Annotated in this window: 13 protein-coding genes; 7 read left to right on the forward strand and 6 right to left on the reverse strand. The window is 57.5% G+C overall.

The genetic code is table 11. The annotated features are described in order from the left end of the window. Window positions 1–186 precede the first annotated feature (186 nt). Together BM323_RS18520 and BM323_RS18525 are read left to right on the forward strand one after the other, a co-directional pair. Window positions 187–1119 carry a 2-dehydro-3-deoxygluconokinase gene (locus tag BM323_RS18520; RefSeq protein ID WP_008105728.1) on the forward strand — a complete coding sequence of 311 codons (933 nt, stop codon included), beginning with the start codon at window positions 187–189 and terminating at the stop codon, window positions 1117–1119. Between the two features lie 366 nt (window positions 1120–1485). Next, window positions 1486–2358, forward strand: coding sequence for an alpha/beta hydrolase (locus BM323_RS18525; protein WP_008105727.1), 873 nt, complete (start codon window positions 1486–1488; stop codon window positions 2356–2358). Window positions 2359–2361: 3 nt separating this feature from the next. Here BM323_RS18525 and BM323_RS18530 read toward each other — a convergent pair whose 3' ends face one another. From BM323_RS18530 to bcsE, 6 genes are all read right to left on the reverse strand, one after another. Further along, on the reverse strand, window positions 2362–3870 hold the full coding sequence (locus BM323_RS18530) for a M16 family metallopeptidase (RefSeq protein WP_008105725.1): 1509 nt from the start codon (window positions 3868–3870) through the stop codon (window positions 2362–2364). A 245-nt stretch (window positions 3871–4115) separates the two neighbouring features. Continuing rightward, window positions 4116–5396, reverse strand: a complete 1281-nt coding sequence (locus tag BM323_RS18540) for a dicarboxylate/amino acid:cation symporter (RefSeq protein WP_008105722.1) — start codon at window positions 5394–5396, stop codon at window positions 4116–4118. A gap of 228 nt (window positions 5397–5624) precedes the next feature. Then, the gene (gene hmsP, locus BM323_RS18545; protein WP_175501727.1) at window positions 5625–7637 is read right to left on the reverse strand and encodes a biofilm formation regulator HmsP; all 2013 of its coding nucleotides are present in this window, start codon (window positions 7635–7637) and stop codon (window positions 5625–5627) included. A gap of 634 nt (window positions 7638–8271) precedes the next feature. After that, window positions 8272–9903: a cellulose biosynthesis protein BcsG gene (gene bcsG / locus BM323_RS18550; RefSeq protein WP_008105669.1), complete on the reverse strand. Its 1632-nt coding sequence runs from the start codon at window positions 9901–9903 to the stop codon at window positions 8272–8274. Continuing rightward, window positions 9896–10084 (reverse strand): cellulose biosynthesis protein BcsF, encoded by a 189-nt coding sequence (locus BM323_RS18555; protein WP_008105667.1) that lies wholly within the window; start codon window positions 10082–10084, stop codon window positions 9896–9898. Before BM323_RS18555 ends, bcsG begins: the two co-directional genes overlap by 8 nt. Further along, window positions 10084–11631, reverse strand: coding sequence for a cellulose biosynthesis protein BcsE (bcsE, locus tag BM323_RS18560; RefSeq protein WP_008105665.1), 1548 nt, complete (start codon window positions 11629–11631; stop codon window positions 10084–10086). Before bcsE ends, BM323_RS18555 begins: the two co-directional genes overlap by 1 nt. A 196-nt stretch (window positions 11632–11827) precedes the next feature. Between bcsE and bcsR the strand changes: the two genes are divergently transcribed. Genes bcsR through bcsC form a run of 5 tightly spaced genes read left to right on the forward strand, consistent with a single transcriptional unit; the run spans window position 11828 to window position 21036 of the window. After that, the gene (gene bcsR, locus BM323_RS18565) at window positions 11828–12022 is read left to right on the forward strand and encodes a cellulose biosynthesis protein BcsR (protein ID WP_008105663.1); all 195 of its coding nucleotides are present in this window, start codon (window positions 11828–11830) and stop codon (window positions 12020–12022) included. Further along, entirely contained in the window at window positions 12022–12753 is a 732-nt protein-coding gene (bcsQ, locus tag BM323_RS18570) for a cellulose biosynthesis protein BcsQ (RefSeq protein WP_008105662.1), read from the forward strand. The genes bcsR and bcsQ overlap by 1 nt, the downstream gene beginning before the upstream one ends. Continuing rightward, window positions 12750–15353, forward strand: a complete 2604-nt coding sequence (bcsA, locus tag BM323_RS18575) for a UDP-forming cellulose synthase catalytic subunit (protein ID WP_008105660.1) — start codon at window positions 12750–12752, stop codon at window positions 15351–15353. Before bcsQ ends, bcsA begins: the two co-directional genes overlap by 4 nt. Before the next feature lie 15 nt (window positions 15354–15368). Then, the gene (bcsB, locus tag BM323_RS18580) at window positions 15369–17654 is read left to right on the forward strand and encodes a cellulose biosynthesis cyclic di-GMP-binding regulatory protein BcsB (protein WP_036648637.1); all 2286 of its coding nucleotides are present in this window, start codon (window positions 15369–15371) and stop codon (window positions 17652–17654) included. Continuing rightward, window positions 17647–21036, forward strand: coding sequence for a cellulose synthase complex outer membrane protein BcsC (bcsC, locus tag BM323_RS18585; RefSeq protein WP_008105656.1), 3390 nt, complete (start codon window positions 17647–17649; stop codon window positions 21034–21036). The genes bcsB and bcsC overlap by 8 nt, the downstream gene beginning before the upstream one ends. The last annotated feature ends 68 nt before the right edge of the window (window positions 21037–21104 follow it).

The raw sequence follows: 21104 nt of genomic DNA on the forward strand, positions 1-21104 counted from the left end.
TGAATAGTTGAGTGTAACAGCGTGCGTCGCGCTTAATCGGCAAAACAAAACGCGCTTTGGCCGTTAAATCGCCGTAGCGCCGGCGGTTTACTGCCTTAAGTTAAATCAAAACATCGTTTTAAAAACCATTGACGACTGCCATACCAGACGCGAGACTAAGGCAGAATTCACTATAGGCCGAAGACCATGACGCAGAAGAAAATCGCCATTATTGGCGAATGCATGATTGAGCTGTCCGAGAAAGGTGAGAACATCAAACGCGGTTTTGGCGGTGATACGCTGAACACGGCGGTTTATCTGGCGCGCCAGTCAGATAACCAGCAGCTGGGTGTCGATTATGTCACCGCACTCGGCACCGACAGCTTCAGTGACCAGATGATCGCCGCCTGGCAGCAGGAAAAGGTAGAAACCGCGCTGATCCAGCGCCTCGACAATAAAATGCCAGGCCTGTACTTCATCGAAACCGACGAACACGGCGAGCGCACTTTCTGGTATTGGCGCAACGACGCTGCCGCCCGCTTCTGGCTGGATAGCGCGCAAGCGGACCAGATTTGCCAGCAGCTGGCGCACTACGATTATCTCTATTTGAGCGGCATCAGCCTGGCGATTCTGCCAGCGGCCAGTCGCGACAAATTAATGGCGCTGCTCAGCGCCTGTCGTCAGAACGGCGGCAAAGTGATTTTCGACAACAACTATCGGCCGCGCTTGTGGGCCGACAAAGCCAGCGCCCAGCAGGCGTATGCCGAGATGCTGCGCCATACCGACATGGCATTCCTGACGCTCGACGATGAAGATTTGCTGTGGGGCGAGCAGCCGCTGGATGCGGTGATTGCCCGCACACGCGCCGCTGGCGTGCAGGAGATTGCCATCAAACGTGGTGCGGATTCCTGTCTGGTGGCGGTCGGCGATGAGCCACTGCGCGACGTCGCCGCCATCAAGCTGGCGAAAGAGAAAGTGATCGATACCACCGCAGCAGGCGACTCCTTCAGCGCCGGTTATCTGGCGGTGCGTTTAGCTGGTGGCAGCGCCGAAGATGCCGCCGCACGCGGTCATCTCACTGCCAGCACGGTGATCCAGCATCGCGGCGCGATTATCCCGCTCAGCGCAATGCCGCGTTAATCCTGCTGCACATTTGTAGGGTCGCCATTTATGGCGACCAAACCCATAAACACCGCTAACAAACCCACCCGTAAAGTTTGCCTTAACGCAGCATTTTTTCCTGCCAATTTCCGCTAATCACCTGACTCATCCACTTCTGTAACAAAACCCGTAACGCTTCTTCAATCATGCTAATCAGATCGATTTAAATTCAATGCGTTATGGCACGAAATCTGGCCGCCAGGCATAGTCCGAAACTGGCGAAATCGGCGGTTTTCGGCTGGACGCCAGCGGCAAAAGAGACCATGTTTTAATCAATAACAGCAGGACGCTGTTACTCCGGCCGCGAAAAAAATAACGACAACATGACTCGCTCAGGACTGACTTATGCACACAGAAATCATCAATATCTGGCCACACGGTGATGCGCCAGGCGCGAGCGATTCGCGCGCTCAGCCGCAAATCGTCGATCTCGCCAAAGAGTACGAACCTTATGACCGCGCCGCCACCGGCGTGCGCTGCCCGGAGATTGCCATCTGGCATCCGGAAACCTCGAACGGCATCACGCTGCTGGTGGCACCGGGCGGCGGTTATCAGCGGGTATTGATCGACCGCGAAGGCAGCGCGCTCGCCACCTTCTTCACGTCAATGGGTTACACGCTGGCGGTGATGACGTATCGCCTGCCGTATGACGGTCACCATGAAGGTCCAGACGCGCCGCTGGCTGATGCGCAGCGTGCGGTGCGCGTGCTGCGTGAACGTGCGCAGCGCGGGTTGAACGGCAAATATATCGTGATGATGGGCTTCTCGGCGGGCGGACACGTTGCCGCCAGCCTCGGCACGCGCTTTGGCGAGAAACTCTATCCGGTGCAGGATCAGGCCGACAGCTTCACGCCGCGCCCGGATGCGATGGTGCTGCTCTATCCGGTGATCAGTATGCGCGAAGGTCTGGCGCATGAAGGTGCGCGCACCCGCTTGCTCGGCGCGTGGCCGGATCAAAGAATGATTGATGCTTACTCAATGGAAACGCGCGTGCATGCGCAAACGCCACCGACGCTGCTGATTCACGCCTCCGATGATGAGTCGGTTTCGGTGAACAACAGCATGGTGTTCTTCAGCGCGCTGCGTGAGCACAAAGTGCCGGTGGAGATTCACTTCTACCAAAAAGGCGGCCACGGATTTGGTATCCGTGGCGTGGCAGATTTGCCTTTGGCGAGCTGGCCGATGCTCGTCACCGAATGGCTCAGAGCGAAGACCTGATCATCAGGAGGATGGCGCGGTCTGTTCCGCCGCGCCTGCGCTGCTATCCGGCTTCACGTCTTCCGGGCTAGCCGGAGCCGCTGGCGGCTCCGGCAGCTTCATCACTTTATCCCAACCTTCCTGCAGCATCTTCACGTTGGTTTCGGCTTCACCCTGCGGTTGAATCAGCACCATCGTCAGCTCCTGCGACAGTTGCTGACGCAGCTCCTGATTCAACTGATCACGCGTCATCTCGCCGAGGAACGTCTGACGCAGCTTTTGATACTGCTCAGGCGCAATGTCCACGACCGAATTTTGCTGCGAGCGCAGACGCTGGCCCATCAGAATATCGGTGTCGGTGCGGGCGTAGGTGGCAAACAGCTTATTGAGCTCCAGCAGCTTCTGCGCCATCAGCGCATCAAACTCCTCCTGCGGTAAGCCTTTGTCGCGCACCGCAGCCAGCTCTTTCGCCACCTGATTCATATTCTGCGGCAAAGAGGCGTTCGGGCTGTCCATGTTGATCGAGCACTGCGCGCGCTGATAGAGCACACGGCAATCGAAACCAACCTGCACGCTTTGCGCTTTGCTGTCAGCGAGCGCGCGCTGCACATGCCAGAACAGCGCTTCACGCGCTAAATCGCTCTGCCAGTAGCGCTGCAAATTCTGCGAATCGCGAATCGGTTGCCATGCGGTGTCCCACACCAGCGACAGGCGATCCTGACTCATGCCGCCATTCACCAGATTCACCGGCTGATGCGGCAGCGGTGACAGCGTTGGTAACGCGGCAGGCGCAACACGCTTGCCTTTCAGCGGCGCAAAAGCTTTGTTGATCTGCTCCGCCATGCTGCGGCTATCGACATTTCCCACCACGTACAGCGTCATGCCGTCTGGCGTGTACCACTGCTGATAGAAGCTGTTGAGTTGGGCGATATCCACCGGCGCGCGCGGTTGTTCGCCCGGATCGTGCGCCAGCATCGCCGAGCCTTTCAGGCGATAGCGCCACCACACATCCTGGGTATTGGCGGGCCAGGTGGCAATCGGATCGGTCGCCGTTAACGCAGTAGCCACTACCTGCTCATTAATCGTCATTTTCCCGGCGGTCGCCGCCAGCCAGCTGAGCGCTTCTTTCAGCAGATCAGGGCGGTTATTCGGCAAGCTCAGGTTGTATTGGGTGTAATCGTACGACGAGATGGCGGGCGGCAGCGGACGTTGCGGATCCATGGCTTGCTGCCACAGCGCGCGTTGCTGATTGGTGTCCAGCGTGGCGTTATGCACCATCGCTAAACGCGGTAAAAGATGGCTATAGCCAGTTTGTTGCGCACTCTCCACCAGCGAACCGGTGTTAACAATCAGGCGCAGCTCAATACGATCGCTTGGACGTTGTGGTGTGGTCAGCAGCTGCCAGCTAAAACCATTGTCCAGTTTGCCTTCCTGCCAGGCGGGATCGGGTTGGAGCGTCTCGGCGTGCACGCCAAAACCGGACGCTGCCAGTAGCAATCCGCCAACCAAAAGCCGAATTCTGGTGCCCTGCATGTGAACCCCTACTCAAACAGATCAACGCTCGTTAGCGCGGCATGTTCGGCCACATCTGGGGTGACCGGTGCGGCATTTTGCCGCCACGTTTATTTAATAACAGACTCTTTGACCACGAGAAGGTCAGGATGTCGCGCAACGAGGCAAAAAATCGGGAAAAAAATCAATGGGGTTTATTATGCAAATGCCCGCTGTCAGGGCAAGCGACAGCGGGCATTTCTCGGCAAATTAACGCAAATAGCAGGTTATGCGGCGGTTTCTGGTGCGTTATTCACCTTTTTCCCTGAAGAAAGCGTCGCATTCAGTTGTTTCTCATCCAGTTGTCCGACCCACTTTGCCACCACGATGGTCGCTACGCCATTACCCACCAGATTGGTCAGCGCGCGCGCTTCGGACATAAAGCGGTCGATACCGAGAATCAGCGCCAGACCAGCCACCGGCAAGTGTCCCACCGCAGACAAGGTCGCCGCCAGCACGATAAAGCCACTGCCGGTTACGCCCGCTGCGCCTTTTGAGGAGAGCAGCAGCACCACTAACAGCGTAATTTGGTGGAACACATCCATATGCGCGTTGGTCGCCTGCGCGATAAACACCGCCGCCATGGTGAGGTAAATCGAGGTGCCATCCAGGTTGAAGGAGTAGCCGGTTGGAATCACCAAGCCCACCACCGATTTCTTACAGCCCAGCTTCTCCATCTTATCCAGCATGCGCGGCAGCGCCGATTCAGATGAGGAAGTACCGAGCACAATCAGCAGCTCTTCTTTGATGTAGGCGACAAATTTAAAGATGTTAAAGCCGGCGAAGCGTGCAATCAGCCCCAACACCACCACCACGAACAGCACACAGGTGATATAGAAGCAGATGATCAGCTGACCCAGCTGCACCAGCGAGCCGACGCCATATTTACCGATGGTAAAGGCCATTGCCCCGAAGGCACCGATTGGCGCGAGACGCATAATCATGTTGATCACGCCGAAGATCACTTTCGAGAAGCTCTCAATGACGTTGAACATCACGGTGCCAGCGCTGCCGAGGCGATGCAGAGCGAAGCCGAACAGAATAGCGAACAGCAGCACTTGCAGAATGTTGCCGCTGGCGAAGGCACCAATCACGCTATTCGGGATCACATCCAGCAGGAAGGCGACCACACCTTGCTGCTCCGCCTGCTGCGCGTAAACCGCGACCGCTTTGGCATCCAGCGTGGCCGGATCAACGTTCATGCCCGCACCTGGCTGCACCACGTTAACCACCACCAAACCGATGATCAGCGCGATGGTGCTGACCACTTCAAAGTACAGCAGTGCCACTGCGCCCGTACGTCCAACGGCTTTCATGCTCTCCATGCCGGCAATACCGGTCACCACCGTACAGAAAATCACGGGGGCGATGATCATCTTGATCAACTTAACGAAACCATCGCCAAGCGGCTTCATTTGCGCGCCTAACTCAGGATAGAAGTGGCCCAACAGGACGCCGATGCCGATGGCAACCAGTACCTGAAAATAGAGGCTTTTTAAGATTTTCATAACAGGTGTCCAGTAAGACGGTTCGCACCGCCATTGTTGTGGAGAACGCATGCGGCAAGCCGCCAGAAGCGTAAAACCTTACCGATGGCGAGGAAAATAACACCCTGTTAACAAGATTAATATCCCCTACTATTCCTTACAAAAGTTACAAAACTCTAACTATGAACTGAAACGCTTCAGCACAGCGCTTCGCTACAATTTTGTAAGGAAAATCAATAACCAAGGTGATTATTCAGGGAGTTGCGGGCTATTGAGCCAGCGTTGATTAAAGACGTGGAGCGGCAGCGCTTCAGCGTATAAGTAGCCTTGCCCTATAGTAATTCCGCGCGCCAGCAGCCAGTCGCGCTGCTCGGCGGTTTCCACACCTTCGGCGATGACGTCGAGGTGAATGATGTCGGCAATCGCCGCCACGATGCGCACCATGGTGTCGTCATCCGGCAGCGCGGCGACAAAGCTGCGATCCATTTTCAGCTTATTCACCGGCAGCGCTTTGAACTGATGCAGATAGTTGAGGTTGGAGTAGCCCATACCGAAATCGTCGAGCGCCACTGCCACGCCGGTTTGCTGCAGCAAACGCAGCAGCGCAATCGCCTGCTCGGCATCGCCAATCTGCGCGGTTTCGGTGATTTCCAGTACAAAGTTGCCCGGCGCAATGCGATGTCGCTCCAGCAAGCCCTGCAAATGGCTGACCATACTGGCATCACGCAGCTGCACCGCCGAGATATTGACGCTGAGCGGGATGTTAATGCCCTGTTTCTGCCAGCCGGCCAGAATGCGGCAGGCTTCCTCAAACACCCAGCGGCCAATGGCCGAAATCACACCAATCTCTTCGGCGCTGGCAATAAACTCTTCTGACAATCCGTAGCTGCCATCCGGCATGCGCATGCGCAGCAGCGCCTCGGCACCGGCCAGCTCGCCGGTTTCCATATTGATTTGCGGCTGCAGATAGAGGGCAAACTGCTCGTCTTGTAAACCTTGCAAGATGTCGTGCTCCTGCGTTAAACGCTTCTGCGCCCGCTCGGTGAGCGCCGGGTCGAAGAACAGAATCTGGTTTTTGCCCTGATGGCGCGCCGACATCATCGCCGAGGTAGCGCGATCGAGCTGTTCGCTGGCCGAAATGCTGTTCTCTTCGTGCAACGCCAGACCAATGCTGGCATTCGGACGCAGCTGCAGCTGTTGCAGGTTCACCGGCTGATTGATGCGAATCATCAGGTTGCGCGCTAAACGCATGGCGCGGAACGGATTGTGCGCGCGCTTCATCAGCAAGGCGAAGTCGCTGGGGCCGGTTTGCGCCAGCAGCGAGTGATCGTCGACGGTGCTGCGAATCTTTTCCACCAGCGTCAGCATCAGCGTATCGCGCTGTTCATCGCTCAGTACGCCGTTGGCTTCCTGCAGCGTTTCAATGCGAATCACCATTAAGCCCCACGCCTGACGATTGTGGCGATGGCTCATATGCTGTTCGAGTAGCGCAAGGAACAGCGCGCGATTGGGCAGGTCCGTCACGGCGAAATGGGTGGTCATGCGGCTCATTTCGTCGTGAATCGACTCCAGCACCTGCTGATTGCGGTTGTAGCTGCGGATCAGCATGCCGATTTCATCATCACGATGATTATGCGGCAGCTTCATCTTGTGGGTCAGAATCGCCTGCGGCGGCAGCTCCTGCAAATCACGCGAAATGTCGCGCAGCGGATGCACAATCAAGCGATTGATACACCAGCTGATGGCGATCGAGAGGATCAGCGCCAGCAGCAGATAAGTGGTGATCATGGTCGACAAGGTGCTGAGCAGGAACTGATAAACGCGCGAGGAGTCGGCCTGCAACACCAGATAGGCAATCGGCTTCGGCAAGCCCGATCGCTCCACCGAATAGAGCGGCAGCGTGATTTGTACCGGCAGCTCAAACAGGCGCGCGACCCAGCGCGGCACCGGTTTTTCCGGCGCGAAATCGGCGTGCAGCGCCTGGAAGGCATTCGGCAACACCACATCGGCGCGCGATAAAATACCGGCCGGTTTTAGCGTATTGAGGATGCGTTCGGCTTGCGGAATATCGGCTTTAAGTACCGCTTCGGAGAGCGGCTGACGCACGGTGTGCGCCACATTTTCCATTTGCTGGGCGTAGTCAATCCTGCGCTGCTGCACAAAGTGAAAGAGCTGGATGACAATAAAGATGCAGATGGTCACCATCGCCACGGCGGAAACCGTCGCCATCTGCTTTATCGTTAGAGAACGACTGACGCGCAACAAAACTTCTCCAGGCCACATAGGCGTGTAATGAGATGAAATTCGCAGCGAGTATATCCCAGGTCACGCTTTTTTTTCGCCGGGATAAAGGCGAAAAATAGGCAAGTTGGGTTATTTATGAAGTGATTCGGAATTATGCAGGTTTTGGCCCGCGCGAATGGAGGCCTGCGCCGTACTCGCTTATCGCTCGCCGCCCAACACCTCCGCCTGTGATTAAGATAATGGGTTTAGTTTTTCGTAGGGTGCGCATTTATGCGCACCAGGTCGCCATGAATGGCGACCCTACGGGATTTGTAGCGATGATGAGTCAGGAAAATGCACTGATGCTGCAGCGTGGGTGTTGAGGCGACATCCCAAACCGCTGAGCGAGTGAGGGATTCCAGGGCGAGCCGCATGGATGCGGCGAGAGGTGGCGCTGAGCAGGAGCGAATCGACACCGGTCCGTCAGGAATCGTGAATGAGTGAAGGTACCGCGCAGCGGCGGGTTGGGCTGGCGCAGGGCCCGGGAGTGCAGAGGGCGCGGCCAGGCGTCCTCTGCTCGGTCGCCGCACGTAGGTGCTGCAACTGCCTCAGCACATGGCGAACGAAAGTCGCTCTGCGCTTAACTGAGCGGCATTACGCCACGAATGGCAACCTACTGCGGATACGGCACCCAATCGCCGCCGTTCAGGCGGATCCACGGTTTGCCCTGATACATCATCACCACCGCATTGTCGTTCTCCGATACCACCGGCGTCTGCGGCAGATTATCGGTCAGCACCGACATATTAACGTTCGGCGCGTTAAACACCTGACCATCCACCACGCGTGAGACGATTTCCGAGATCGCCATCAGGCTGGTTGGCGTCTCCACGCTGAGCGGCTGGCCCTGATGCGGAGCTTTCATGCCGACAAACTTAATGCCGACCGGCACATGGGTGATATCCGGACTTGGGATGTCACGCAATCCTGACATCTGCATCTTATCGCCCTGCAGCGCCGCGCCGTGTTCCGGCACCACCAGCACCATCACGCGACGCCCCGATTTCTCCAGATTAGTCAGGAAAGCATCGAGCTGATCAAACAGCACTTTGGCGCGCGGCTGCCAGTCGGCGCTGCGCGTGCTGCCGAGCTCGCGCGTACCGTCGTGCAGCGGAATCAGGTTATAGAAGGTGGCGGAGCGCGCATCGCTGCTCTTGGTGCGATCGTCGAGCCAGCGCTGCATCAACTGCGCATCATTAAATACCGGCGAGCCATCAAACGACGTCACTTCCGGCGCGATACCCGCCTGCGACATCAACGGCGCCTGCAGATTGCCCTCTTCACGCAGCTCTTTGAGATAGTTACCAAACACGCCGGTGTGATCCATCATCAACTGCTGTTTAAAGCCCAGCTTGGCCAGATTATCAAACAGATAGCAGCGCTGATCGGTGGCTTTGTACAGATCGCTGTGCGAGCTCTGGCCGCAGCTGGCACGCAGCAGACGAATCCCCGCCGGGCCGCTGTAACCGGTGGCAGAGTTGTAGTTGTTGAGCAGAATATCGAAGTGCTGCCACAGCGGATGATTGCGCAGCTGCGCGACATTCAAATCCGACCATGACAGCGAACAGATATTGATCACCAGAATATCGAACGGCTGCGAATCGGCAGGCAATGCGTCCGGGAAGTGCGTTGAACGCTGGCGCTCGGCGTCGTAAAAACGGTTAAGCCACGCGGTAAGATTGGCGCTGGTTGGCGGCGCGGATTGATCGAGGCCATCTGGCGCTTTCGCCGATGGCGTATCGTTGAGCTTCACCGTCGGCGTAGCGGCGCTGCTCGGCAGTAAATTCATTGCCGGTCCGGCGATCGTCAGCACGTTGAGCCAGATCAGCATCAGCGACACCAGCACGGTGACTCGAATCCACTGCGCGACAAACAGATACAGCACCAGCAGCACAAAGCCCGCGCCAATCATCTCCCAGTTGATAAAGCGATTGGCAAGGTCGAGCAAGTAACTGGGCGAGAAGCCCGCCAGCTGACTGCCCTGGCTCATGATCGAGTTGAGTCCCGGCAGCCAGGTATCGTGCCAGAACAGCGCAATGCCAATTGGCAGCGAAATCCACTGACGCAGACGATGCAGCCGCGCGTTCGGCAGCGGGAACAGCAGCCACGCCAGAAACACCAGATTACTCAGCGCGTGGAAATTGAGGTAGCCGTACCACAGCAGCGCAAATTTAATCAGGAAGTAAAAGTTCCAGCCACCGAGGCCGCGCCACCACGAACCGTGCATCGTGAATCTGTTATTCATGTTTATCCGTTTTATTGGTTTTGCGTTGCCACTGTCCTTCTGATTTCAATGCGCGCGTTGGCAACAAACGTAGCAGCGGATTGGTGCCGCTGCGCGTGAGCCCGCGACCAAACAGTGATCTCAGGAACAGTAAAATCAGTAACAGCAGGATCGCCACCTGCACCCAATCCATCAGTGTCATTAGTGGCTTACTCCGTCGAGGTTGAGGGTAATCGGCTGCGGCGTTTGTGCTCCGCGCTCAGGCACGTCGGCCTGCGTAGCGACTGGCACAGCGGCCAGCGGCGCGGCTTGTCTGTCGCGCTGTACCACCGATGTCAGCTGACGAATTTTGTCCGCCTCCGACACGATCTGATTATCTTCAAACCAGACGATGCGATTGCTAAACAGCTCGTCATGCGGCAAGGAGAAGATTGATTTAAGCGCGATATCCAAGTCGTTGAAGCGGCACGAAGAGAGGAACAGATAGATGCGGTCGTTCACCAGCGTCACCAAATCGCCGAAGCGGCGCGGTTTGCACAGCGTCAGAATCTGTTCGGGTTTCAGCTGCGGCACCGCACGCAGCGCCACAAGCAAACCTTTGTCATTTTCCGGCAGCAACGTGTTGGCCATTAGCTGCTGCACCGCCGCGCAAAACGCGTCCAGAGGTAAATAGCCTTTCTGCTGCAATGGCTGCAGCGCCTGCATCAGGGCGTTGAGATTGGCAGGCACATGGCGCGAGAACTGTTGCCCCTGAATCCCTTCCAGCGTGGTAAGAAAACGCGACAGGCTGGCCGCCGTCGGCACGATGGCATTCACCCCGCAGGCCAGCAGCAAACGCTCATCACTGTAGCGTAGCGTGGTACTGATTTCGCGCACCACAATCTTAAGCGCGCTACCGCGTGAACGGCGCAGACTATGGACCATGGTTGCTAAAGAATTAATGTCTTGGTTATGGACCAGGCTAAAGATGACGGTTGCCGCATTTGCCTGCTGGGCACGCGAGAACACGCTTTCATTGTCACTAAATAATTGCCACTGCACAGAAAGTGGCGGTGCGCCTTCCAGCACACCTTCTTGCGCAAGGAATTGGTTTTCATCATTGCGGCTTAATGGAATATTTTGTTCTGCATCATTTTCGGCAATAAATTGATTATCACCGCAACTCAAACGGATAGCACGATCGGCCAGTAATTTATCTGCCGCATACCACCAGTTAATTCGATATTGCCAACTGTCCTGCTGAAACTCTAAATGCGCGAGACCATCAAGCTGGCGAAAATAAGCTTGCAGATGATTACGTAAGTGAATTATTGACGTGCCGGAGGTGATCATTAACAGCGTGATTTGTTTTTTAGTTATCAATCGACGCATGCGCTTAAGCCAAATGGTCAACTCATCGGGCGATAATTTTCCCCACAACGCGGCATTACTATAAAAAATCACCAGGCCGCTACGGCTATTCAGCATGCGGGAAAAATCACTCTCCAACTGCTGTAAGCTGCTTTTATTCGCCGGCAGTGAATATAACGGCATACGCGCTGGACCGCCGATGGGATCGGGCGTCAGCAGCGCCTGCGGTTTCTCGTCTGCGCTGATCAGCGTAGCCGCCTTTTGCTGGCTAACCACCTGACGTAAAAGCATTCTTGCATCTTCCTGACGCTGGCTGGTAATCCAGTAAAACCCTGGATTCTGCAGAGTATTTAATTCCTGCTGAATCTGCTGCAGGCCAAGCGCATAATGATTTTTCATATTTTATTCGCGATCGATACAATCCAGGCTAGTTTAATCCACACAGCCACAATTGGAACCGGTGAAATAAAAAAATAGCCTATTAATGCAAATCACATTGATCTGTGGATAGCATTTGTCTTTACTTCAGGTTTAAACTTTACAAAAAATAGAACCACAATTCATCCGTTGTCGATTTTTTGGTGGCAAAAAAATAATGAAAACAGAGAATGCATTTTCGCTGAATGCTGCTAGCAGCGAAGAGCACGATGACATTACCGCTTTGAGTGATGCCTTTTCCCTTAAGGCATTTCGCTACATTGATATTGCCCGCGAAGCGCGACTTAATAACATTATGACGCGCTGGCCATTGCTGCGTGAAATAAGCGCGGCACAGGAGTCAGAACGTTAATGCCAGTTATTGCATTACAAGGATTGCGTGGCGGCTGTGGCGCCAGTTCGCTGAGCGCCGCGCTCGGCTGGGCGTTTAACGCGCTGCAGCAATCGGTACTGGTTATCGACTTTTCCCCGGTAAATCAACTGGCTGCCCACTTCAATTTGCCGCTCACCCACACTCAGGGCTGGGCACCTGCGCTGCTCGAACAGCAAGCGTGGCAGCAGTGCGCACAGCGCTATCAAGCGGGGCTGGATTTTCTGCCGTTTGGCGCACTCACGCCGCAACAGAGCGCCAACATCAGCAATATCAACTCAGAATTTGCCGCACCGCTGCTAAATGCGTTACCGGCCCTGAAATCGCACTACGACTGGATTATTTTCGACATCCCAGCGGATCTGTTGCCGTGGCAGCGATCTTTTGTTGCCGCAGCCGATCGTTTGCTGCAGGTGCTGACGCTGGATGCCAACTGCCAGTTGCGTCTGCACCACGCGCGTTTTCCTGCGCACACGCTGTTCCTGATTAACCAGTTCAACGCCAACAGCCAGCTGCAGCAGGATCTGCATCAGCTGTGGATCAGCTCGCTGAAGAACCTGATTCCACAGGTCATCCACCGCGATGAAGCGCTGGCGGAAGCGCTGATGATGAAACAGCCGGTGGGCGAATATCGGCCGCATGCGCTGGCCAGTGAAGAGATCAACACGCTGGCCAACTGGCTGCTGCTTAATGTGGCGGGAGGCGTGGCGTGAATCCATTACGCTGGCTGCTGATGCCGCAAGCGTGGCAGGCACTGCAACGCCGCGCACAGCTGGCGCATCAGCATGGCGCGGGCCGCTTCACCATCGCACTGCATCTGATGTGGTGCGTGCTGGCGTGGTCGCTGTTGCGGCTGGAAACTCCCGGCTGGCAGCGCATCCTGCAACATCGTCAGCGTTACTATCCGCAAATTTCGCCGCTGCGACCGCGACCGCTTGACTCGCTGCGCTATGCACTGCAAAGCCTGTGGTTGATGCTGGTATTGCCGCTCGACAAGCGCACGCGTAAAAGTTTCAGCGTCAAGCCGCTGTTCCGCTGGCGCGAACGGCTGTATCAATGGCTCGGCGCGCTGCCAGCACGGCTGGAACACAACCGTTTTGCCCAGCGCAGCGAACAACGTATTCAGGCGCTGCCCGCGTGGTTGCGCCAGCTGCTGTTTATCGTGGCGGCTGTTGTTGCCAGCCTGCTGGCGTTACTGTGCATTTCGCAACCCTTCGGCATCACCACGCAGTTTGTCTTCGTGCTGCTGTTATGGGGATTGGCGATGCTGGTGCGGCGCGTGCCGGGGCGCTTGTCTACTATCATGTTGATCGTGTTATCGCTGACGATTTCCTGCCGTTATCTGTGGTGGCGCTATACCGAAACCCTCAACTGGGACGATCCGCTCAGCCTGACGTTTGGCCTGCTGCTGATTGGTGCCGAAACCTATGCGTGGGCGGTATTGGTGCTGGGTTATTTCCAGACGCTGTGGCCGCTCAATCGTCAGCCGGTCTCGATGCCGCCGGAAATTACCTCGTGGCCGAGCGTCGATATTCTGGTGCCGACCTACAACGAACCGCTCAGCGTGGTGAAACCGACCATCTACGCGGCGATGGGCATCGACTGGCCGCAGGACAAACTGAATATCTACCTGCTGGATGACGGCACGCGCGAAGAGTTCCGCGAGTTTGCCGCCAGCGTTGGCGTCAATTACGTGGTGCGCCCTACTCACGAACATGCCAAAGCGGGCAACATCAACCATGCTTTGAAAGCGGTGTGCCGCAGCGAATATGTGGCGATTTTCGACTGCGACCATGTGCCGACGCGCTCATTCCTGCAGCTGACCATGGGCTGGTTCCTGAAAGATCATCGGCTGGCGATGCTGCAAACACCGCACCACTTCTTCTCGCCCGATCCGTTCGAACGTAACCTCGGCCGCTTCCGCCAGACGCCTAACGAAGGTTCGCTGTTCTACGGTTTGGTGCAGGATGGCAACGATACCTGGGATGCAGCGTTCTTCTGCGGCTCCTGCGCCGTATTGCGCCGTACCGCGCTGGATCAGATCGGCGGCATTGCGGTAGAAACCGTCACCGAAGATGCGCACACCTCGCTGCGCCTGCATCGTCAGGGTTACACCTCGGCGTATATCCGTATTCCGCAGGCTGCCGGTCTGGCCACCGAGAGTTTGTCCGCGCATATTGGCCAGCGTATCCGCTGGGCGCGTGGCATGGTGCAGATTTTCCGCCTCGATAACCCGCTGTTTGGCAAAGGGTTAAAGCTGGTGCAGCGCCTGTGTTACGCCAACGCCATGCTGCACTTTCTCGCCGGGATTCCGCGCCTGATCTTCCTGCTGGCACCGCTGGCGTTTCTGCTGTTCCACGCCTACATCATTTACGCGCCCGCGCTGGCGATCGCCATCTACGTGCTGCCGCACATGCTGCACACCAGTTTGACCAACTCGCGCATTCAGGGCCGCTGGCGACATTCATTCTGGAGCGAGGTGTATGAAACCGTGCTGGCGTGGTACATCGCGCGGCCAACCACGGTGGCGCTGTTCAATCCGCACAAAGGCAAGTTCAACGTTACTGCCAAAGGCGGTTTGGTGGCTGAGCGTCATCTCGATTGGGTGATTACCAAACCGTACATGATGCTGGTGCTGCTGAATATCGCCGGTATCGGCATGGCCTTCTGGCGCATGGCGTACGGTCCGGCCAACGAAATGCTCACCATTTGGGTCAGCCTGGTATGGGTGATTTACAACATGATTATCCTCGGCGGCGCGGTGGCGGTTTCGGTTGAAGCGCGCCAAATCCGCGAAGCGCATCGTGTGGAAATTGCCATGCCCGCCGCCATCGCGCGTGAGGATGGACACATGGTGCCGTGCACATTGCGCGACTATTCCGACGGCGGCGTCGGCGTTGAGCTGCGTGAAGCCGATGCGTTGAAAGAGGACGAAACCGTGTCGCTGCTGCTGCGCCGTGGTCAGCAAGAGTTCAGTTTCCCGTGTCAGGTGCAGCGCGTGTTTGGCCGTCGCGCCGGCATTCGTTTGCATCAACTCAGCACGCGTCAACACATTGAATTTATTCAATGCACTTTCGCCCGCGCCGATACCTGGGCGCTGTGGCAGGACGGCTTCCCGGAAGACAAACCGGTGCAAAGTCTGGCCGACATTATGGTGCTGGGTTTTAAAGGCTATCTGCGTCTGGCCGAGTATGGCCCTGCACCGCTGCGCCGTTTATTCCGTGGGCTCACCGCGTTGGTGAGCTGGCTGGCGACACTGCTACCGCAGCGTATTGACCGCCAGCCCGCGACGATCAAAACCGATTTTACTTAAGTTGATGATATGACCATGACGAAAAAACTGAGTTGGTTCACCGCCCTGATGCTGGGCTGCGTAGCTGTGGTGCAGGCCGCGCCACAGACCTCTGGCGCCATCAATGCGCCGCAGCCGTTACCGGAGGTGAACGCGCTGGTCGATGCCAACGCGCCGCTGCGTGACAGTCAGCTGGTGTTTAATCAGGTCGCACCGCCGCCCGGCAGCATGACGCTGCGCGGTACCGAACCGAGCAGCCAGATTGAGTTTGGCGTGCGCAGCGATGAAGTGGTGACGCGCGCGCTGCTCAATCTGAGCTATCGTCCGTCGCCAGCGCTGATTCCCACGCTGTCGCAGCTTAAGGTCTATCTCAACGATGAACTGGTGGGGTTGGTGACCGTCACCGCCGATCAGCTTGGCAAAGAGAATCAAACGCAGATCCCTATCGATCCGCGCTTTATCAGCGACTTCAACCGCGTGCGCCTTGAACTGGTTGGTCACTACGCCAACGTGTGTGAAAACCCGGCCAACAGCACTATCTGGCTGGATATCGGCAAAGCCAGCAAACTCGATTTGACGCTGCAAAAGCTGCCGCTGAAGAACGACCTGTCGCATTTCCCGGAGCCGTTCTTTGATACGCGCGACAGCCGCCCGCTGCAGCTGCCGATGGTCTTCAACGCCCAGCCGAATCTGCTGCAACAGCGTGCGGCCGGGATTCTGGCTTCATGGTTTGGCAGCAAAGCGCAGTGGCGCGGACAATCTTTCCCGGTGCTGTATAACCAGCTGCCCAAAGAGCAGCATGCGGTGGTGTTTGCCACCAACGATCATCGTCCCGACTTCCTGAAAGACCTGCCACCGGTGGAGAAACCGACGGTGGAGATGGTGAATCAGCCGGACAATCCGTACGAGAAGATGCTGCTGATTCTGGGTCGCGACGATCAGGATCTGTTAACTGCGGTGGAAGGGATTGCACAAGGTCAGCTGCTGCTGCGCGGCGACACCTCAACCATTGACAGCGTAAAACTGCTGGCCGCGCGCCAGGCGTACGATGCACCGAACTGGGTGCGCACCGATCGCCGCACTACCTTTGCCGAGCTGACGCAGTATCAAAACCAGCTACAAGGCGATGGTTTGCAGCCGAATCCGATCAGCCTGACGCTGAATCTACCACCGGATCTGTTCCTGGTGCGCGCACGCGGTATCGATATGGATCTGCGTTATCGCTACACCTCGCCGATTCAGCAGGATGGCTCGCGCCTCGCGGTGCATCTCAACAATCAGTTCATGCAGGATTATCCGCTGACGCAGAAAGATACCGCCGGTCAGCAGCTGATGCGCATCCCGCTGATGCAGGGTTTGCAGGACAGCAATCGCCAGTTGACCATTCCGGCGCTGCGCCTCGGTGTGGTGAATCAGCTGCGCTTTAACTTTGATTACGCCAACACCTTTATTGGTGGCACCGCCGATGGCCGCTGCGAAACCGTCACCGCCGTTGGACATCACGTGGTGATCGACGATACCTCAAGCATCGATTTCTCCGGCTATCGCCATTACATCGAAATGCCGTCGCTGGGTGCGTTCGCCAACGCCGGTTTCCCGTATAGCCGCTTCGCCGATCTGGCGCAAACGCTGGTGCTGGTGCAGCCTAAACCGAGCAATGACGAAGTCAGCACGCTGCTCAATGCGCTCGGCAGCATCGGCGCGCAAACCGGTTATCCGGCGCTGCGCGTGCAGATGAGCGATGACTGGAGCAAAGCGAAATCAGCGGATGCGGATATGTTGATGATCGGCGGCATTCCGCAGGATCTGCAGGACGATACTAAGATCCCGCTGCTGGCCGATGCCGCACGCAGCTGGATCAGCATGCCCGCACGTGCCAATGCTGCGGCAAACGTGCCAATTTCTGACAGTGAACGCGCCGTGGAAAGCCAAACCACCATCAGCTCACGCGGGCCGATGGGCGCCATTGTTGGCTTCCAGTCACCGTTCAACGATCAACGCAGCGTCGTGGCGCTGCTGGCCGACAGCCCACGCGGCTGGGAATTGCTGAATAACGCGCTGCTCGACAGCGGCAAACGCGCGGCGGTGTTCGGCTCCGCCACGGTGATCCGTGAGTCAGGCGTGAATAGCATTCGCGTCGGCGAAACCTATTACGTTGGTCACCTGCCGTGGTGGGAACGTCTGTGGAATCTGCTGGCAACCCATCCGGTGTGGCTGGCGATTTGCGCGGTTGTGGTGGTAATTCTGTTTGCGCTGATGGCGTGGCGTTTAATGCGCATGGTAAGCCGTCGCCGTCTGGCCGAGCTGGATGACGATGAATAAACTGCAGCTTGGATTGCTGATTGGCAGCACGCTCGGGGTGTTAGCAGGTTCGGCGGCTGCCCCGATCGGTCCACAGGTTTCGCCGGTCGAGTGGCTGCTGATGCAGATTCGCACCGGCGAATCGACCAACAAACTCGATCTGGTTCAGCAATCGCTCTATCGGCTGGAAAAAATCGATCCTGATAATCCGCAGGTGCTGGCGGCGCAAATCCGCATGGCGCTGCGTCAGGGCGATCAGGCCAAAGCGCAAAAACTGCTGGATGAATTGAAGCGCGTGGCACCGAATGCCGCCGCTACGCGCGAATCGGCAGCCGGATTGCGTTTGGTGACCGCAGAAGGTCGTCAGCAGCTGCAGCAGGCGCGCTTGCTGGCCACCGCCGGACACGTCGCCGAAGCCAAAGCCGCGTGGGACGCGCTGTTCCACGGCGTATTCCCCGATGTGAATACCGAGCTGGAGTATTGGCGGTTGGTGGCGCGTTTACCCGGCCAGCAGCCGCAAGCGTATCAACAGTTGCAGGCGCTGGAGCAGCGCTATCCCGGCAACATCGGCGTCGAACTGCAACTGGCGCGCATGGCGTTTGATAACAATCAGCCGGGCGAAGCCTTTACGCAGCTGCGTCGTCTCGCCAACCGCAACGGCGGGCGCGATGCCGCTTCCGAGCTGTGGTTACAGCAGATCCAGAATCAGCCGGTGAGCGAAAGCAGCGTCGCCAGCCTGCAGCAATATCTGCAAACCTTCACCGAAGGCGATGCCCAGCAGCGCGGTCAGCAAGAGCTGGCGCGTCAGCAAAAACTCCTCGCCGATCCCGCGTATCGCCAGCGCATGCGTGGTTTGGCGCTGGTGGATGCCGGTGGCGGCGCAAATGCGATTGCCGCACTCAATGCCGCGTTAAAAGCCAATCCCAACGATGCTGAACTGATGGGCGCGATGGGCCAGGCGCAGGCGCGAGCCAACAATCGCGCCGCCGCCATTAGCTGGCTGGAGAAAGCGATTCAGGCCGGCCAGGCCAGCACGCAGATCGGCAAGTGGCAGTCGCTGCTGCAAACCAACCGTTACTGGCTGGCGATCAACAACGGTGATGCGGCGCTGAAAAAAGGCGACATCGCAACAGCGGAACGTTATTACCGCAGCGCACAAGCGCTGGATAATCGCGATAGCTGGGCGCTGATAGGCCTGGGAGATGCGGCGCTGGCGCGTAAGAACTCAGCGCAGGCAGAAAGTTATTGGCAGCAGGCGCTGCGGCTGGATCGCAGCAATAGCACGGCGAAAAGTCGTCTGCTACAGCTGCGTACCGATGCGCTGATGGCCGAAGCCGATACGCTGGCGCAGCAAGGCCAATGGCATCAGGCGGCGGAGAAATATCGCCAGGCGGCGCAGGCAAATCCTGATGATATCTGGCTGGCCTATCGACTGGCTGGTGCGCTGCGCAACGGCGGCGAAGAAACGCAGGGCGCGCAAGTGATGGACGCGATGGTGCGCCAGCATCCACAGGAACCCGCCGCGCTGTATGCCTCGGCGCTGTGGCTGGCTTCCGGCGACCGCGATGACGCGGCGCTGGCGACCTTGCATCGCTTGCCCACTTCGCGCTGGGACAGCAACATGCATGAGCTGGCCGATCGTCTCGAGCAGGACAAAGTGTTTACCCGCGCCAGTGATTTACGCACGCGCGGCGATGAAACGGCGGCGATTGCGCTGCTGAAACAGCAACCCGCATCCATCCGCCGCGATATCACGCTGGCCGATTGGGCGCTGGAGCGCGGCGATGCCCGCAGCGCGCTGGCGAGCTATCAAAAGGTGCTGCAGCAAGACAGTAAAAACGGCGATGCGGCGCTGGGTCGCATCGAAGCCTTGATCGCCTTAAAACGCCCTGCCGAAGCGCAACGCGCGTTACAAACCTTGCCGCCGAGCGTAGCGCAGCAAAGCGTCAACAGCGGGCGACGCGTGGCGTTGGCCTGGCAAAACAGTGGCGATGCGGATCGTGCCCAACAGATGTTTGCTGAGCTGAAAACCCGCGCGACGAAACTGGCACCGTCGCAGGAAAAAGCGCTGGTGTATCGCGATGCGGCGCGGCTGGAAACGCAGTTGCAACAGCCCACACAAGCGCAGCAGGATTATCAGCTGGCGATGGCCGCAAGCGGCATCAGCCAGGATGTGCCACAGGATAACGATAGATATACGGCGTTAACCCGCAATCAGGCGCAGGATGACTGGCTGAAACGCAGCATCCGCAGCGACGCCGCCGATCTGTATCGCCAGCAGGACACCACGTTCACGCTGGAGCAGGATTACTCGCGCAACAAAGGCAACGGCGGCACCTCCGATTTCACCGCGCATACCACCATGATGCAGGCGGAAACGCCGCTGGCCGATGGCCGCAGCTTTGTGCGTGTCGATCACGTGCTGGTTTCAGCCGGCACCTTCTCCACCATCAACGGCAGCCACAGCGAGCAATTCGGCAGCTGTAATGATGACAATTCTGGTGGATGCAGCCGCGACTTTAATCAGCGCGATGAAGGCACCGCGCTGGGCGTGGGCTGGCATAACGATCGTTGGTCGGCTGATGTCGGCACTACGCCGCTCGGCTTCGAGACCAGCAACTGGGTCGGCGGCGTCAGCTGGAAAACCGACGTCAAAGACATTGGCCTGACGTTCACCGCATCACGCCGGCCGATCTCCAGCTCGCTGCTGGCGTACGCAGGCGCACGCGATCCCTCGGCGAACGGCGGCAAAACCTGGGGCGGCGTGGTGGCAACCGGCGGCTCGCTCGGACTCAGTTACGATCAGGGCGGCGCGCATGGCGTGTGGGGCGATATCAGTGCACATCAACTCAGCGGTGATAACGTCGCGGATAATAGCCGTGAACGCCTGATGGCGGGCTATTACTACAAGCTAATCAATGAAGATAATCGCCGCGCCACCGTTGGCCTGAACAGCATGCTGTGGCATTACCAGAAGGATCTCAGCGACTACACCTTCGGCCAGGGCGGCTATTACAGCCCGCAGCAATATTTCTCGCTGTCGGTGCCGGTGACCTATCGCCAGCGCACGGAAAACTGGTCGTTTGATCTCGGCGGCTCAGTTTCCTGGTCGCAATCGCATACCGACGGGCAGCAGCGCTATCCGGTCAATCCGGGCTTTACGCTGGCGTCCAATCCCACCTCAGACAGCAGTTCGGGTACCGGTTTTGGCTACACGCTGCAGGCGCTGGTGGAGCGACGCATTACGCCGCACTGGTCGGTGGGATTGGCGATGGATATTCAGCAGGCGAAGGATTACACCCCAAGCCACGGTTTGATTTTCATGCGCTACTCCATGTCCGGCTGGAACGGCGATATGGATATGCCACCACAACCGCTGACGCCGTATGCGGATTTTAAATAGCGGCTTCGAATATCACTCACAATAATCATGATGCCTGAAAGTCTTTAACGGCACACAGTTTAGTGTAC

The organism is Pantoea sp. YR525, from assembly GCF_900116775.1.
In the GTDB taxonomy this organism is placed as follows: domain Bacteria; phylum Pseudomonadota; class Gammaproteobacteria; order Enterobacterales; family Enterobacteriaceae; genus Pantoea; species Pantoea symbiotica.

Coding starts and splice junctions, on each gene's coding strand:
- BM323_RS18520 (WP_008105728.1), top strand. CDS start 187: ATGACGCAGAAGAAAATCGCCATTATTGGCGAATGCATGATTGAGCTG.
- BM323_RS18525 (WP_008105727.1), top strand. CDS start 1,486: ATGCACACAGAAATCATCAATATCTGGCCACACGGTGATGCGCCAGGC.
- BM323_RS18530 (WP_008105725.1), bottom strand. CDS start 3,870: ATGCAGGGCACCAGAATTCGGCTTTTGGTTGGCGGATTGCTACTGGCA.
- BM323_RS18540 (WP_008105722.1), bottom strand. CDS start 5,396: ATGAAAATCTTAAAAAGCCTCTATTTTCAGGTACTGGTTGCCATCGGC.
- bcsG (WP_008105669.1), bottom strand. CDS start 9,903: ATGAATAACAGATTCACGATGCACGGTTCGTGGTGGCGCGGCCTCGGT.
- BM323_RS18555 (WP_008105667.1), bottom strand. CDS start 10,084: ATGACACTGATGGATTGGGTGCAGGTGGCGATCCTGCTGTTACTGATT.
- bcsE (WP_008105665.1), bottom strand. CDS start 11,631: ATGAAAAATCATTATGCGCTTGGCCTGCAGCAGATTCAGCAGGAATTA.
- bcsR (WP_008105663.1), top strand. CDS start 11,828: ATGAAAACAGAGAATGCATTTTCGCTGAATGCTGCTAGCAGCGAAGAG.
- bcsQ (WP_008105662.1), top strand. CDS start 12,022: ATGCCAGTTATTGCATTACAAGGATTGCGTGGCGGCTGTGGCGCCAGT.
- bcsB (WP_036648637.1), top strand. CDS start 15,369: ATGACGAAAAAACTGAGTTGGTTCACCGCCCTGATGCTGGGCTGCGTA.
- bcsC (WP_008105656.1), top strand. CDS start 17,647: ATGAATAAACTGCAGCTTGGATTGCTGATTGGCAGCACGCTCGGGGTG.